Source organism: Acinetobacter sp. MF4642 (genome assembly GCF_002018925.1).
Taxonomy (GTDB): domain Bacteria; phylum Pseudomonadota; class Gammaproteobacteria; order Pseudomonadales; family Moraxellaceae; genus Acinetobacter; species Acinetobacter johnsonii.
In genome coordinates, this window is sequence record NZ_MVON01000005.1 from 1 (window position 1) to 13726 (window position 13726).

Consider the following 13726-nt stretch of genomic DNA (forward strand, 5'->3'; position numbering starts at 1 on the left):
CTGGGTATATTGGTTCAATAAAAAGCGTGTACACAGTGCACTGGGTTATGTATCGCCTTTTGAGTTTGAAGCAATGTACTATGATAAGATTAACCCGTTAGGTCAGGTGGCCTAACTTAAATAAAAAAGCCTCCGACAAACCCGGTACGGTTCAGAGAGCTCCAAGTATTTCTCTCTAAATTTCCATTGTTAGGATTTCTACGCATAAAGTTCAAGTGACTACATGCTAGAGCCATTAAAATGGTTGTTTTTCCTGAGCGATTTGTACCAGAGATAATAGAAATGGGATGTTGAAAATCTATTTTTAAATGGGGTATATGTCTGAATCTTTGAAACTCTAAGTTTTTTAAGAAAAATGGATATAAGTTATGATCATCAATATTTATGTTAGAAAAAAAATCAAGATTGGAATTAGTATTCATTTTAAAATGGACAAACAGAATTTTTGTATAGATTACTTTAATTTTAATAAAAACATAAGCCCTAACAGCTAGTTAGGGCTCATTTACGTCTTAAGACACTTTATCGCCAGCTTTAGCACCTGATTCAGGTGAAATCACCCAAACACCTTCGCCATTACCTGCGGCAAGTACCATACCATTTGAAATACCAAAACGCATTTTACGAGGTGCAAGGTTAGCCACCATCACCACTAATTTACCTTTTAAGTCTTCTGGTTGGTAAAACTCACGAATACCACTGAATACATTACGCGGTTCAGCTTCACCGACATTTAAAGTCAATTGAAGAAGTTTGTCCGAGCCTTCAACGTGACCTGCATCTAAAACCTCAGCAACACGAAGGTCAACTTTCATAAAGTCTTCAATGCCGATCACTTCTGCCTCGCCAACTTTTGGCTCAGGCTTAGTCGAAGCTTTCTTTTCTTTCTTCTTCTCAACTTTTACAGGTTCAGCCGCAGCCGCTAAAGAGTCTTTAGAAGCATCGACCATTGCAGCAACAGCTTTCGGGTCTACACGTTGCATTAAAGGTTGGAACAATGCAATTTCATGATCAACCAATGCAGTTTGAGCAGAAGCAAAGTCAAAGCGGTCTAGTTTTAAGAACGCTTGCACTTGAGCCGCTAAGGTTGGAAGGACTGGTGCTAAATACACTGCCAATTGACGGAATAGGTTAATTCCTACCGAACAAACATTGTGTACTTGTTGTTCTTCGCCTTCAACTTTTGCTAAAGCCCAAGGTTTTTTCTCATCGATATATTGATTCGCTTTATCTGCAAGCGCCATGATTTCACGAATAGCTGCAGAAAATTCGCGTGCTTCATAGGCTTTCGCAATTGAGTCGCCTGCATCAATAAAGCTTTGAACTAATTCAGGCTCTGCACAAGTTGCTGATAATTTATTATCAAACTTGGTGTTGATGAATTTTGCACAACGGCTGGCAATATTCACTACTTTACCAACCAAATCTGAGTTTACTTTCTGAACGAAATCATCCAAGTTTAGATCAGAGTCTTCAACTTTATCAGACAGTTTAGACGCGAAGTAGTAACGTAAATATTCAGGGTTTAAGTGCTCTAAATAGGTTTCAGCTTTGATGAATGTACCGCGAGACTTCGACATCTTCTGACCATTCACCGTCAAGAAACCGTTGACGAATAAACCTGATGGCGTACGGTAGTTTGCACCTTCAAGCATTGCAGGCCAGAACAGCGCGTGGAAGTAAACGATGTCTTTACCAATGAAGTGATAGACTTCTTTGTCAGAGTCTTTTTTCCAAAAGTCGTCAAAACTTAAATCAGGACGTTTAGCTTTGATGTAGTTTTCAAAACTCGACATATAACCAATCGGTGCGTCTACCCAAACATAGAAATACTTGTTTGGCGCATCTGGAATTTCAAAACCGAAATACGGCGCATCACGTGAAATATCCCAGTCTGATAAACCCGCTTCAAACCATTCATCCAGTTTGTTGGCAATTGAGACAGGTAAGCGACCTTGGTCACGTGTCCATTTTTGCAAATATTCTGAGAAATTCGGTAGTTTAAAGAAGTAATGATCTGAAGATTTTTCTACAGGCGTCGCACCACTTAAAGTTGATTTTGGGTTTAAAAGCTCAGTTGCATTGTATGTTGTACCGCAGACTTCACACGCATCGCCATATTGATCTTCCGACTTACATTTCGGGCACGTGCCTTTAATGAAACGATCCGATAAGAACATGCCTTTTTCAGGGTCAAAAAGCTGGTTGACAGGACGAATTGCAATATTGCCTGCTTCACGGTTTTTCACATAAATTTCAGAAGCACGAGAGCGGTTTTCATCACTATGCGTTGAATCATAATGGTCGAAATGCACACCGAAACCATCAAAATCACGGATGTGTTCTTTTTGTACGTTGGCAATTTGATCTTCAGGTGAAATACCATTGGCTTCGGCACGTAGCATGATGGCTGTACCGTGAGCATCATCCGCACATACATAAGTCACATCGTGTCCCATTGCACGCATGGCACGAACCCAAATATCTGCTTGGATATAACCGAGTAAGTGTCCCATATGGATGGGACCATTGGCGTATGGTAGGGCGTTAGTGACTAAAATATTACGCACGGATATGACTCTCTCATTCGTATTTTATATAAGGTCAACGATTTTACCTTAGATAGCCGCGACTTGCACAAGTGAATCGGTGAAAAGTTTTCAAACTTATAAGATTGTTGGCTACAATCACGAGAGTTTAATCTTTTGAATAGTCCTTATGCGTATACAAGAAATAAAACAATATAGAAATAATCGAGTAGAAAGAGGGGCAGAACCCATAAAAAATTTCTGTAATGTATGTATAGAATGTTCTACCGCCAGTGAGCAATTATTAGAAAGTAATTATGAAAACGAATTTAGTCATTTAATTGAAAGATCAATTGTCATATCGTTTATAAGTGCAGTAGAGGTCTACTATAAGGATATAGTGGATACAATTTTTAGACTTTGCCATTCTGAATTTATCAAAGAGCCATTGAAGCACATTCATCAAAATAAATATGATATTAATGAATTGGTTGATATGCATGTGAATATGATTCATCCATGTGAACTTGTAACAAATGGTTTGTCTTTTCAAAATATTGAAAGTATAGAGAGAGTTTTTTCTAAATTTTTAAAAAAAGGTTTTTGGAGTTCTTTAAATGGTATGCAATTTAGATTCAAAAATATGCCTGAAAAAATAGCCATTTACGAAGATAAGTACCTCCAATCTCTAAAATTTTTATTTAATTTACGACATGAGCTTGTACATGACGCAGCTAAACGAAAGTTTATAGATTTTAATTTGATTGAACATATTGATAATGCAAGTTTTTGTATTATGTTTTCTAATATAGTTTTACTAAATATGATTAATGAAAATATAGATCCTGAATTAGAGCTTGATAAATTAAAAAACAATAAATTAAATAGTCTATGATTTCAAAAGTTTTCTTTTTTAACCTCTTAAGAATATTAAAGAGTATCAATTTATGATCGATGATGATTTTGATTTCGACCAACCCGTGACCCGAATTCCGCAAAATCCACAAGCGACTAAACTACTGGGCAATCGACTTTTACAACAAGCTGAACAATACCTTGCTTCAATGGGTAGTCGACCACATGCACAATTGGTCGAGTCGCTCCGTCAGCTTGAGTCTGAAGATCCGTACTTTGCAGTCATGGCCGATCAGCTTGAGTATGAAAGTGATGAACCAATGGCCAATGACGTGCTCAATCTGTTGTATTTCTGGCAAATAGCCCATGAAAAAGAGGCGAATATTGCTGAGTTTCAATTGCCTAATTTAATCCAAACAGACTATTTCCAAACGACTTTGCTTGACGCTTACGACGCGATGGATTTGGGGACGTTCCAAGCCCAGCGCCGTTCTGTGATGGAAGAAACCTTAAAGCTATATCAACAGCAGTGTTATGCAGGTTGTATTACGGTGCTCTATGGTCAAATTGAAGGCATTCTTACGGATACTTTGATTGAGCATGGCTATTTACAACACAATCAAACCAAGTTTATTGATGTCTACAAAATAGTGCCCGGACTCAAAGGCCATGAAGTGAAAAGCCTATGGCATAAGGTCAAAATTGCCAGTGAAATCAATCCGTATTTTCTGAGCCTTGAAGCATTGAAAATGGATGCGAGTTCTAGTGTCACCGCCACTCGTCATAATATGGTACACGGTGCGGACGTGATCCATTTCACGCAAGCACGCAGTTTCATTTTGTTTATTTGGCTGTTTGCAGTTATCAGTTTTATCAGTACGTTAAAGCGTTAGTCACTGCCGTTGAGTGGTACAGGATGGTGTTTAAATTGATGCATCCTGTACAGCTATTGTTTCCAAATGATGCAAATGACGTCAGCACTTAAAAAGCAAGGTATAACTCTTAGTTAAGCAAAATTTTAAATACGAAAGAGGGCTGTGACATGACGAATGACAATAAACTCGATGATTTAAAAACCAAAGCGACTGAGTTGGGCGAAGACTTGAAGTTGAAAGCTCAAGCGGCAAAACTTGAAGGCGAGAAAGTGCTGGAAGATGTCAAACATCAGGCTACTGAAGCCAAGCTTGATGCTGAAAAGCAGCTGACTGACTTAAAGCAGAACGCAGCAGAAAGTAAAGCCGAAGGCGATGCAGCTTTTGAGCAAAAGTTGGAGTCTGCACAAGCCAAAGCCGAGCATGCGAAACAAGTCGCACAGGAGAAATTGGATCACTTTAAAGTTGAAGCAGGGCATAAACTGGATGAGGCAAAACTTAAAGCTACTGAGTTAAAGCATGAGGCTGAAATTAAACTGGAAGAATTTAAGGTGCAAGCCACTGAAAAGTTTGACGAGTTGAAAAAGAAAGCCACAGAAACACTGCAAAAGTTTAAAAAAGACGACCAAGCTTAATCCGTCTGAAATGGCGAATGTTGGCCTTAAATGTTCGCTAATACTATGGCGTAGACTGTGTACTGAGTGCAGGGTCTGCGTCCAAGTTAAACCACATGATGCTCTGAATTTGATTGTTTACGGTGCGGATGGTGTAACGATAGTTTGCAATTTCATATACATATACCGTCTCTAGTGGGCTATTCGGCACACTGCTGATTGGGGTAGAGGACATAGAAATTGGCGATAAATCGATTTTTTTCTGCATGTCTTGAACTTGATCACCGATAGTCACCGTTTGACCCGTAGGGGTTTTAAATGAATTGGTTGATGTATCTGCAAAACTAAAGCTAGATATGGTGCAAGCTAAAACAACCACGGCCCAAAGTTTCATTTTTTTCTCCCCCAAATCGCGTCAAGATAGAACAATAGAATATAGATATTTTGCTATGCAATAACATCACCTTAAATGGGGAGATTGGATTTTATTTACAATTCTTTACGTTCAAATTTGATCCAATTCACCGATTTTATTTTTTCAGTTAGCTTAAGCGACTAAGCTTCGCCCTTTGATATTCAGCGTATAAAACCAACTAAAAAGCTAGGAATACTAAATTTCATGGCATAATCCATAAATACTGAACTTAACCTAAGTTCGTTTTGTGGTTAAACTATAGCATTCAGCTGAATACTCGAATTTGGAGTACATATATGTCGTGGCTTTCTTCTCTTAAATCAGTTTTTTCTCCTGCGCAGGAGGTAAAGGAAGAAGAAATCCAAACAGTACTGCAAAACTATATCTTGCCCAATTCAAACCATGCGTTGAAAGACCGCATTACTCAAGTGAATGTGCAGGGCAATATTCTGCAAATTACCATCAATACTTTTCCTGCCGAAGCCGATGATTTACAAAAGATTCATGATGATTTGGCGGTTGCGCTTGAAGCATGCGGTATCAAAGAATTAAACATGCATGTGATTCAACAAAAAACGGGACATAAAGAAAAGTCCGGTGGCTGTGGACATCAGCATGCTGAAGGTGAGAGCTGTTCAAGCCAAGCAAAAGAGGCTGCACCGAAAAGCAATTTACCCCCAGTGATTGATGCTTCAGGCTCAGCAGCCCAAGCTGCTGCACAACCCGTTGAAACTGATCCAAACAATCCACCCATTCAAAAAGCAGCGCCACAACAACGTGATGTGCCGAAGCATCCGCGTATTCAAAATGTGATTTTGGTGTCCTCGGGTAAGGGCGGCGTGGGCAAATCCACCACTACGGTAAACCTTGCACTTGCTTTGCAAAAGCTCGGCTTAAAAGTTGGGGTCTTAGATGCGGACATTTATGGTCCAAGTATTCCGACCATGTTGGGCAATGCGGGCAAAACGCCGATGATTGAAGCGGAAAATTTTGTACCCTTAGATGCCTATGGTTTGGCAGTGTTATCGATTGGGCATTTAACAGGTGATCATAATACTCCTGTGGCTTGGCGTGGGCCGAAAGCGACAGGGGCGTTGATGCAACTGTTCAATCAAACCTTATGGCCTGATTTAGATGTCTTGATGATTGATATGCCACCGGGTACAGGTGATATTCAGTTGACCCTTGCGCAGCGTATTCCTGTGACAGGTGCGGTGATTGTAACCACCCCGCAAAATGTGGCACTTATGGATGCGACCAAAGGCATTGAGCTATTTAACCGCGTACACATTCCAGTCATGGGAGTTGTGGAAAATATGTCGACCCATATTTGCTCAAATTGTGGATTTGAAGAGCAAATTTTTGGTACGGGTGGCGGTGATAAACTGTCGGAGCAATATGCTATTCCGCTTTTGGGACGTTTGCCTTTAAATGTCCAAATCCGTGAAAATGCAGATGCGGGTAAGCCTTCTGTTTTAGTGGAAGACAGTGCAGCAGACAGCTATATGCAAATTGCTGAAAAAATTGCAGCCGCACTGCCTCAGGCTGAAAAAGACCAGACCCGTATTTTCTAAATCAGCCATAAATGAAAAAAAGCCCAACACATTAAGCTGGGCTTTTTTTTTTGCTTTTTTAGGACAGTGAATAGGACTGATTTTGTTTTTTGGCTTGCATAATATTAATGCTGATGGCGATCACCACCATCACAATCCCAATAATATCAGTCACAGTTTCAGGGATAATCATACATAAAGCACCTGCACCTAAGAAAATTCGCCAGAACCAGTTCAAACCAACTTTAAAGTAACCTTCAACTGCAGCACCCAGCGCCAAAATACCGACTACTGAGGTAAAGACAATACTCACAATAGTTGTCCATGCAGGAAAAGCAAATTCACGTGCGTTGACTGCGACATTGGCTGTATCAATCATCAGCATGGCAGGGTTATAGACGAACAGGAACGGGACAATGAAACCCGCTAAAGAAAGTTTCAAGGCTTGGAAGCCCGTACGCATTGGGTCGCCCCCTGCGATTCCCGCACCTGCAAAGGCGGCTAAGGCGACAGGGGGAGTAATATTGGCAAAAAGACCAAAGTAGAACACAAACATATGCGCCACCAGCGTGGGAATATCAAAGTTTGCCAAAGCAGGTGCAGCCATAGTCGCGGTAATGATATAGGCTGGAATCGAAGGAAGTCCCATACCTAAAATCATCGATGCAATCATGGTAAAGAACAGCGTTAAAAATAGGCTGCCTGCACCGATGCTCATAATCGAGGAGGTCATGACAGAGCCAAAGCTGGTCAGGCTCACTACACCAATAATAATCCCCACCACAGCACAGGCTGCCATGACTGAAAGGGATTGTTTTGCACCATCGGCGAGCGCTTCTAATATTTCTTTGAAGCCCATACGGGTCGATTTTCGGAAACTCGCTACAATCACAGTTAAGACAATGGTGTAGACCGCGGCATAACTGACAGGAATGGATTGAAAGAGGAAAAATACCAAAGCCACGATCGGAATAAGCAAGTGCCCTCGCTGCTTTAGTACATCTTTAACCCGTGGCAAATCCGCTTTCGGTACACCTTTTAAATTGTCTTTACCAGCACGGAAATGAACCTGCGCCATCACGCCTAAATAGTACAGCAAAGCTGGAAGGGTGGCTGCAAGGGCAATGGTGCCATAACTGACACCCGTGGTTTCAGCCATAATGAAGGCACTGGCTCCCATCACAGGGGGTAAAATTTGTCCACCTACAGAAGCGCTGGCTTCAACAGCACCTGCAAAATTTTTGTGGTAGCCAATTTTTTTCATCAGGGGAATGGTGAATGAACCAGTACCTACGACATTGGCCACCGCTGTGCCATTAATACTGCCCATAAATCCACTGGAAATGACAGCAACTTTTGCAGGGCCACCTTGTTTATGTCCCGCAAGTGCCATCGCAAGATCATTAAACAATTTGCCCATGCCTGATTTCGCCAGAAAAGCACCAAACAAAATAAACAGAAAAATGAAAGTGACTGAAGCACCGATTGCGGAAGAATAAAGTCCTTCGGTTTTTAAATACATTTGCCCGAAAATATCACTAATACTATATGGACGCGTCAATAAACGATCAGGGACCCAGTCATAGTGGCTAAAAAACGGGTAAGACAGAAAAGCTAAACCTAAAATAGGCAGCATCCATCCCATAACCCGCCGAGCGCCTTCAACCACCAGCACCACGGCTAAAATGGCAAAAACAATATCTAAAGTGTTTGGAATACCCCCACGCGTGGTCATAATGGCTTGATATTCTTTCCAAAGGTATAAAAAGGTTGCTAAAGAGGCTAAGGCAAGTAACCAATCCAACCAAGGGATGCTTTGTCGTGAACTGGACTGACGCGCAGGATAAAGTAGAAAGATCAAAACCAAACCAATAGCGACATGGGCGGAACGTTGAATCAGTTCGGGTAGTGGATTAAAGGTAATAAATAAATGAAATAAGGAATAGAAAATAGCAATCGCCGCTATGAACCATGCTACAGATTTGTTGCTTGGGGAACGAGTCACTGACTCACGATCAAATTTTTCTAAAATGGCTTGTTGTTGCTGCTCATCTAATTGTTCCGGGACAACTTTTTCTTCATTTTGAGTCATCGGCATTCTCCGATCTGCCATGCTTTCCACAAGGGCTGTTGTTGTGCTGTAATTTGCACCAAGGTGTAATCTGGATATTGTTGAAAAATGGGCCAGACGCTCTGGTGAATGATGATACTGCCTTGCATATTCTTGGAAATGATCCAGTTGATTTGATCAATGCGCCGATTAACTTTCATTCTGACCATACCGTCTTTTTGAAAGATGATGGGGTAGTCATTCGGTGTGCCTGCACCGAAAGAAATCAGGTCGGTGTAGCGCAATATAAAGTGCTGTTGCTCCCGTTGATAGTTTTCAATCCAACGGGTTTTTTCAACTGAATGTTTCCACTGCAAATTAAATTGTGCTGTTGAAATTCGACACTGCATTTGAGCAACAGTCACTTCGCTATAGCGAACAGGCAAGAACAGCAGCCCGCATAAACCGAGTAGAAAAAGTGCAGTAAACACTGCACTTTTTTTCAGCTTCATTTTTTCGCTGCGAGTTCGTCGTAATAACGTTTAGCCCCAGGGTGTAGCGGAGCAACCACGCCTTTTTGAGCCGTTTCCAGATTAATTTCTGTCGCTGCCTGATGTGAGTTGGCCAATTGTCCTAAACTATCAAAGAAGGTTTTGGTCAGTTTATAGACATCATCCTCAGAAAGATCGGAACGTACCACTAAAGCATTCATAATGGCCGCAGTTGGAATATCTTCTGCATTGCCATAAGTGCCTTTCGGAATATTCAGAGATAGGAAATAGGTTTGGTTTTTGGCGATTTGTTTCACTTTCGCAGGATCGATCCCAACCAGTTGTAAATCGAAACCTTGTTGCAGTTCCATCAAGGATGAGTTGGGGATACCACTGGTTAAGAATGCAGCGTCAATTTTTCCACCCTTTAAAGCATCCGCGGCTTCTGCATAGCCTAGATAATCGACCTTCACGTCATTATAAGTAATACCAAAACCATTTAAGAGGGTGCGCGCATTAACTTCAACCCCTGAGTTTTGGGCACCGACAGCAATACGCTTACCTTTTAAGTCTTCAAGCTTTTTAATGCCTGATTTTTTTGAGGCCACAATTTGCACATAGTTGGGATAGAGTGCCGCAATTTGTTGGACATTATCAATTTTCCCACTGGCAAAACTGCCAGTGCCATTTAGTGCTTCGGTTAAGCTGTCACTCATGACAAAAGCCATTTCAACTTTTTTCTGTTTGAGTAAGTTAAGATTTTCTACCGATGCGCCTGTGGTTTGGGTTTTTGAATTTACACCGTAGGTTTTATTATAAATTTCAGCCAAACTGGTGCCAATCACGTTGTATGGGCCAGATGCACCACCTGTCGCTATGTTGACAAATTTACTTTGGAGTTTGTTGGATGCTTGTGCACTGGTTTCAGTTTGAGCATCGCCTGAAGTCGTGGTTTTATTGTCACTTGAGCATGCTCCTAGACCCGCAAGTGCAATTGAAAGTAGCGTGAGTTGAGTCCATTTTTTCATATACTTTTCCTCGTTTTATTATCTTCAAAGCCATTCACTTGGCTCTTTTATCCTTGACTTAGCGTGATCAGATTGATGAATAAAAATACGCATGTTTTAAAAAGTAACTGATTAAAAATCATTTGAATAGTTTTTTTTCATTAGGCATGTCTATTTGATTTATAAAATCATTGATTTGAAAAAAGAATAAAGCATGTGGCGTCATTTTTATGAATGCTAGATTGGGTAAGGGTCTTATACGTTATTTATGTTAAGTATTGAATGAAAATTAAAAAAACTGTTATCACGGTTCACTAAATTTGATTGCTTTCAGCATGGCAAGTCATTACGCTTATAGTTATATATATGTGGGTCTGTGAATATGGTCACTTGGTTTTTTATTGGTTTAGTGATAACCATTCTTTTAACTCCAGGACCGACCAATACCTTACTTGCCTCTTCGGGCATTCAAGTCGGTATTCGTAAATCATTGCGTCTCATTCCTGCAGAAGCTTTTGGTTATCTCATTTCAATCACGGCATGGGGCTTCCTCATTGGAAAAGTGTCGACACACTTACCTTTATTGCCGATCATTTTAAAATTATTCAGCGCTAGCTACATCCTTTATTTGGCCATCAAATTATGGCGTACAGCCGATGCTGAAGTGAGTTTTAATCAACCGACTATTCGGGCGCGTGAACTGTTTTTGGCAACATTGTTGAACCCTAAAGCATTATTGTTTGCTTCAGCTATTTTCCCGACTATTGCGTGGACAAAACTGGATTATTATCTGTCACATATGTCGCTGTTTTTGGTTTTGATTGTTCCAATTGCTTTCTTTTGGACTTTTATCGGGTCAATTTTAGCGAGCAATAAAATTCGTTGGCTGAACCAATCTAACCTGCAAAAAACAGCATCACTGGTTTTGATGAGTTTTTCGATTCCACTGAGCTATTCTGCGATTTTAAGCTTTTAATTTAGTAATTAAAGACAGAAATTTTGCGAACTTAAACGCGCTTATTTTCATTGAAAGCGATTTCAGTTAAAGTACAACGCAATTATTGAAATTAAGCTTTTTTGGAAAGAATAAATGGCTATTAAGTCCGATCGTTGGATTCGCGAAATGAGCGAAAAACACGGCATGATCGAACCGTATGCAGAAAACCAAGTTCGTTTAGATGAAAATGGTCAAAAACTCATTTCTTATGGCGTGTCGAGCTATGGTTATGACGTTCGTTGTGCACGTGAGTTTAAAGTTTTTACCAATGTTCACTCGGCAATTGTAGATCCAAAAAACTTTGATGATAAAAGTTTTATCGACATTGAAGCTGATGTTTGTATTATTCCGCCAAACTCATTTGCTTTAGCACGTACCGTTGAATATTTCCGTATTCCACGTAATGTGTTGACTGTGTGTTTGGGTAAATCGACCTATGCACGTTGCGGTATTATCGTAAACGTCACACCACTTGAGCCTGAGTGGGAAGGTCATGTTACTTTAGAGTTCTCGAACACAACCAATCTTCCTGCACGTATTTATGCAGGTGAGGGTGTTGCACAAATGTTGTTCTTCGAATCTGACGAAGTGTGTGAAACATCGTATAAAGACCGTGGTGGTAAGTACCAAGGTCAAACAGGTGTAACTTTACCGAAGACCTAAGTTTTTGATATTTAAGAAAGCGGATCATTGATCCGCTTTTTTTATGTCAATTCATTCATCGGAAAATAAATATTATCGGACAGTTGGTTTTGCATTTGTGCTGAGTTTCAGCATAATAAATTGTGAATTAGAGTGCTTTGGTTGACGCAAATAAAAATTATAGTGCGCAGAGTAGAATGCCAAGCAAAGGATGCAGTACATAAAGATGCGGAGCATCAAATAATAAGGATGGTCGAGATGACGAATCGTATATATCCCGCAGGATTGAAAAAATCCTGTTTAGCTAGTCTTGTCGGACTCATGCTTGCGCAGTCTACATTTGCCCTTGAGTCACTTTCCGATGAATATCTAGCGGATACTACAGGTGAAGGCATTGCTTTACTTCCTGAAAACTTCAAGATGGTGTTCCAAGGGGTCAATGATCTCTCCACGGCATCTAGCTACAACCGTGGCGTGGCCAATCCACAACAATACGACACGGGTTTCATTCGTATTATTCCTGTGGGTGAGAACTATTCCAAGTATACCGACGCAGATGATCTGAGCACGAAACGAACCAAAGCAGACATCTTTATTTATGGTTTAGCGCTTTCGCGGTCTGATAATAATGCCAATAGCCGTTTCAGTAATCAGGGCTTCACATGGGGAAGCGATGTTAATCCTTGGTTATTTCGCGCTGGCACAGCCACGGGGATTAAACAGTTTCATCAGTCGAATGCAAGTTCAGATGTAAGTTTTCTAGGGCTGGAAGCGCCTTTAGCAACGGTTGTAGCGAGTGACACAGATAATAATATTAAATTAGGTCTATGGTGGGATGCTTTTTCGCGTAGCTGGAATTCCCAAAATAAAGTGGACCCTATCACTGGTGCACCAACAACAACCAACGCGGCAGCAGATCCTGATTTAAGTTTAAATCAAAGAATACGTTTACAGGCGGTTGCCAATGGATTGAGTTTAAATGGCTCACAGGTGCGTATGTTTCAAACTCAAGCATCTACCTTAGACCAGCAAAATAAAACCTTTGGGATGGCAGCCTTACTTCGGATCAATACCAATGATGATCCATCTGGATTGGTCTATGCCAACAACGACGCAAATAAAGCGCTATTGAATGCTAAAGTCCTTCGACTGAGCACAGCTGCGACCAACGACGGTACGGCAGTCACACCCGCATTAGATCGTTCATTGGCTCCAATTTTTGATGCTAGCGAGGGACTTTATTTATACAGCCCAAATATTAACTTGGTCTTGGGTAATATGTATCAGCCTTTTGTTGTAGGTTCGGAAGGACGCAATATTATTCTTGAAGTCACGCGTATTCCGAATGTGCCTGAGATTTATAAGCAGATTTATACCTACTATCCAGATGTACAAGGTGGAAACAATGCTGACTATAAAGGATCAACTTGTAATGTGGCCTATTGTGGTTCGAATTTTGTTCAAACTGGGACAGGGAGTACCGCAATTCAGTACCAAGGGAATAACGCAACACATAGCAGTATTTCGATTGGTAGCGTGACACGAGACCCGACCACCAATACGCTCAAAGCCAATACGGCAACACAATCTACTGGTGTGGTATTCCGGGGAACTGGGACAGCTGTTCCTGTGAATCTCGGTTCAGTTGCTATAGATGGTGTATTGATCCAACACTTAAAAATTAAGACCACAGGGTTATAGG

14 protein-coding genes are annotated in these 13726 nt (G+C 40.8%); 8 read left to right on the plus strand and 6 right to left on the minus strand.

Annotated features, from left to right (window positions below; translation table 11 throughout):
• Window positions 1-115, plus strand: a 115-nt coding sequence (locus tag MF4642_RS17320; RefSeq protein WP_413772799.1) for an IS3 family transposase, incomplete at its 5' end; no start/stop codon positions are given.
• A 1-nt stretch (window position 116) separates the two neighbouring features.
• Here the strand turns inward: MF4642_RS17320 and MF4642_RS17325 are convergent.
• Together MF4642_RS17325 and metG are read right to left on the minus strand one after the other, a co-directional pair.
• The gene (locus MF4642_RS17325; protein WP_078425382.1) at window positions 117-422 is read right to left on the minus strand and encodes an AAA family ATPase; all 306 of its coding nucleotides are present in this window, start codon (window positions 420-422) and stop codon (window positions 117-119) included.
• A 90-nt stretch (window positions 423-512) separates the two neighbouring features.
• A complete protein-coding gene (metG, locus tag MF4642_RS04040; protein WP_078425383.1) occupies window positions 513-2570 on the minus strand; it encodes a methionine--tRNA ligase in 2058 nt (685 codons plus the stop codon).
• Window positions 2571-2718: 148 nt separating this feature from the next.
• On the opposite strand from metG, the gene MF4642_RS04045 reads away from it, so the two are divergent.
• The 3 genes from MF4642_RS04045 (at window position 2719) to MF4642_RS04055 (ending at window position 4890) form a co-directional block, all read left to right on the plus strand.
• On the plus strand, window positions 2719-3423 hold the full coding sequence (locus MF4642_RS04045; RefSeq protein WP_078425384.1) for a hypothetical protein: 705 nt from the start codon (window positions 2719-2721) through the stop codon (window positions 3421-3423).
• A gap of 52 nt (window positions 3424-3475) precedes the next feature.
• Entirely contained in the window at window positions 3476-4276 is an 801-nt protein-coding gene (locus MF4642_RS04050; protein WP_078425385.1) for a hypothetical protein, read from the plus strand.
• A gap of 149 nt (window positions 4277-4425) precedes the next feature.
• A complete protein-coding gene (locus MF4642_RS04055) occupies window positions 4426-4890 on the plus strand; it encodes a hypothetical protein (protein WP_004981189.1) in 465 nt (154 codons plus the stop codon).
• A gap of 43 nt (window positions 4891-4933) precedes the next feature.
• Here the strand turns inward: MF4642_RS04055 and MF4642_RS04060 are convergent, their stop codons facing one another.
• Window positions 4934-5263: a hypothetical protein gene (locus MF4642_RS04060; RefSeq protein WP_078425386.1), complete on the minus strand. Its 330-nt coding sequence runs from the start codon at window positions 5261-5263 to the stop codon at window positions 4934-4936.
• Between the two features lie 317 nt (window positions 5264-5580).
• Between MF4642_RS04060 and apbC the strand changes: the two genes are divergently transcribed.
• A complete protein-coding gene (apbC, locus tag MF4642_RS04065; RefSeq protein WP_078425387.1) occupies window positions 5581-6858 on the plus strand; it encodes an iron-sulfur cluster carrier protein ApbC in 1278 nt (425 codons plus the stop codon).
• A gap of 58 nt (window positions 6859-6916) precedes the next feature.
• Here apbC and MF4642_RS04070 read toward each other — a convergent pair whose 3' ends face one another.
• Genes MF4642_RS04070 through MF4642_RS04080 form a run of 3 tightly spaced genes read right to left on the minus strand, consistent with a single transcriptional unit; the run spans window position 6917 to window position 10406 of the window.
• Window positions 6917-8929 (minus strand): TRAP transporter permease, encoded by a 2013-nt coding sequence (locus MF4642_RS04070; protein WP_078425388.1) that lies wholly within the window; start codon window positions 8927-8929, stop codon window positions 6917-6919.
• Complete coding sequence (locus MF4642_RS04075; RefSeq protein WP_078425389.1) at window positions 8926-9399, minus strand: DUF1850 domain-containing protein; 474 nt, start codon at window positions 9397-9399, stop codon at window positions 8926-8928. The genes MF4642_RS04070 and MF4642_RS04075 overlap by 4 nt, the downstream gene beginning before the upstream one ends.
• The gene (locus MF4642_RS04080) at window positions 9396-10406 is read right to left on the minus strand and encodes a TAXI family TRAP transporter solute-binding subunit (protein WP_005399933.1); all 1011 of its coding nucleotides are present in this window, start codon (window positions 10404-10406) and stop codon (window positions 9396-9398) included. The genes MF4642_RS04075 and MF4642_RS04080 overlap by 4 nt, the downstream gene beginning before the upstream one ends.
• Window positions 10407-10767: 361 nt before the next feature.
• On the opposite strand from MF4642_RS04080, the gene MF4642_RS04085 reads away from it, so the two are divergent.
• From MF4642_RS04085 to MF4642_RS04095, 3 genes are all read left to right on the plus strand, one after another.
• The gene (locus MF4642_RS04085) at window positions 10768-11361 is read left to right on the plus strand and encodes a LysE family translocator (RefSeq protein ID WP_078425390.1); all 594 of its coding nucleotides are present in this window, start codon (window positions 10768-10770) and stop codon (window positions 11359-11361) included.
• Between the two features lie 114 nt (window positions 11362-11475).
• Window positions 11476-12045, plus strand: a complete 570-nt coding sequence (gene dcd / locus MF4642_RS04090) for a dCTP deaminase (protein ID WP_004694514.1) — start codon at window positions 11476-11478, stop codon at window positions 12043-12045.
• A 237-nt stretch (window positions 12046-12282) separates the two neighbouring features.
• Entirely contained in the window at window positions 12283-13725 is a 1443-nt protein-coding gene (locus MF4642_RS04095; RefSeq protein ID WP_078425391.1) for a hypothetical protein, read from the plus strand.
• The last annotated feature ends 1 nt before the right edge of the window (window position 13726 follow it).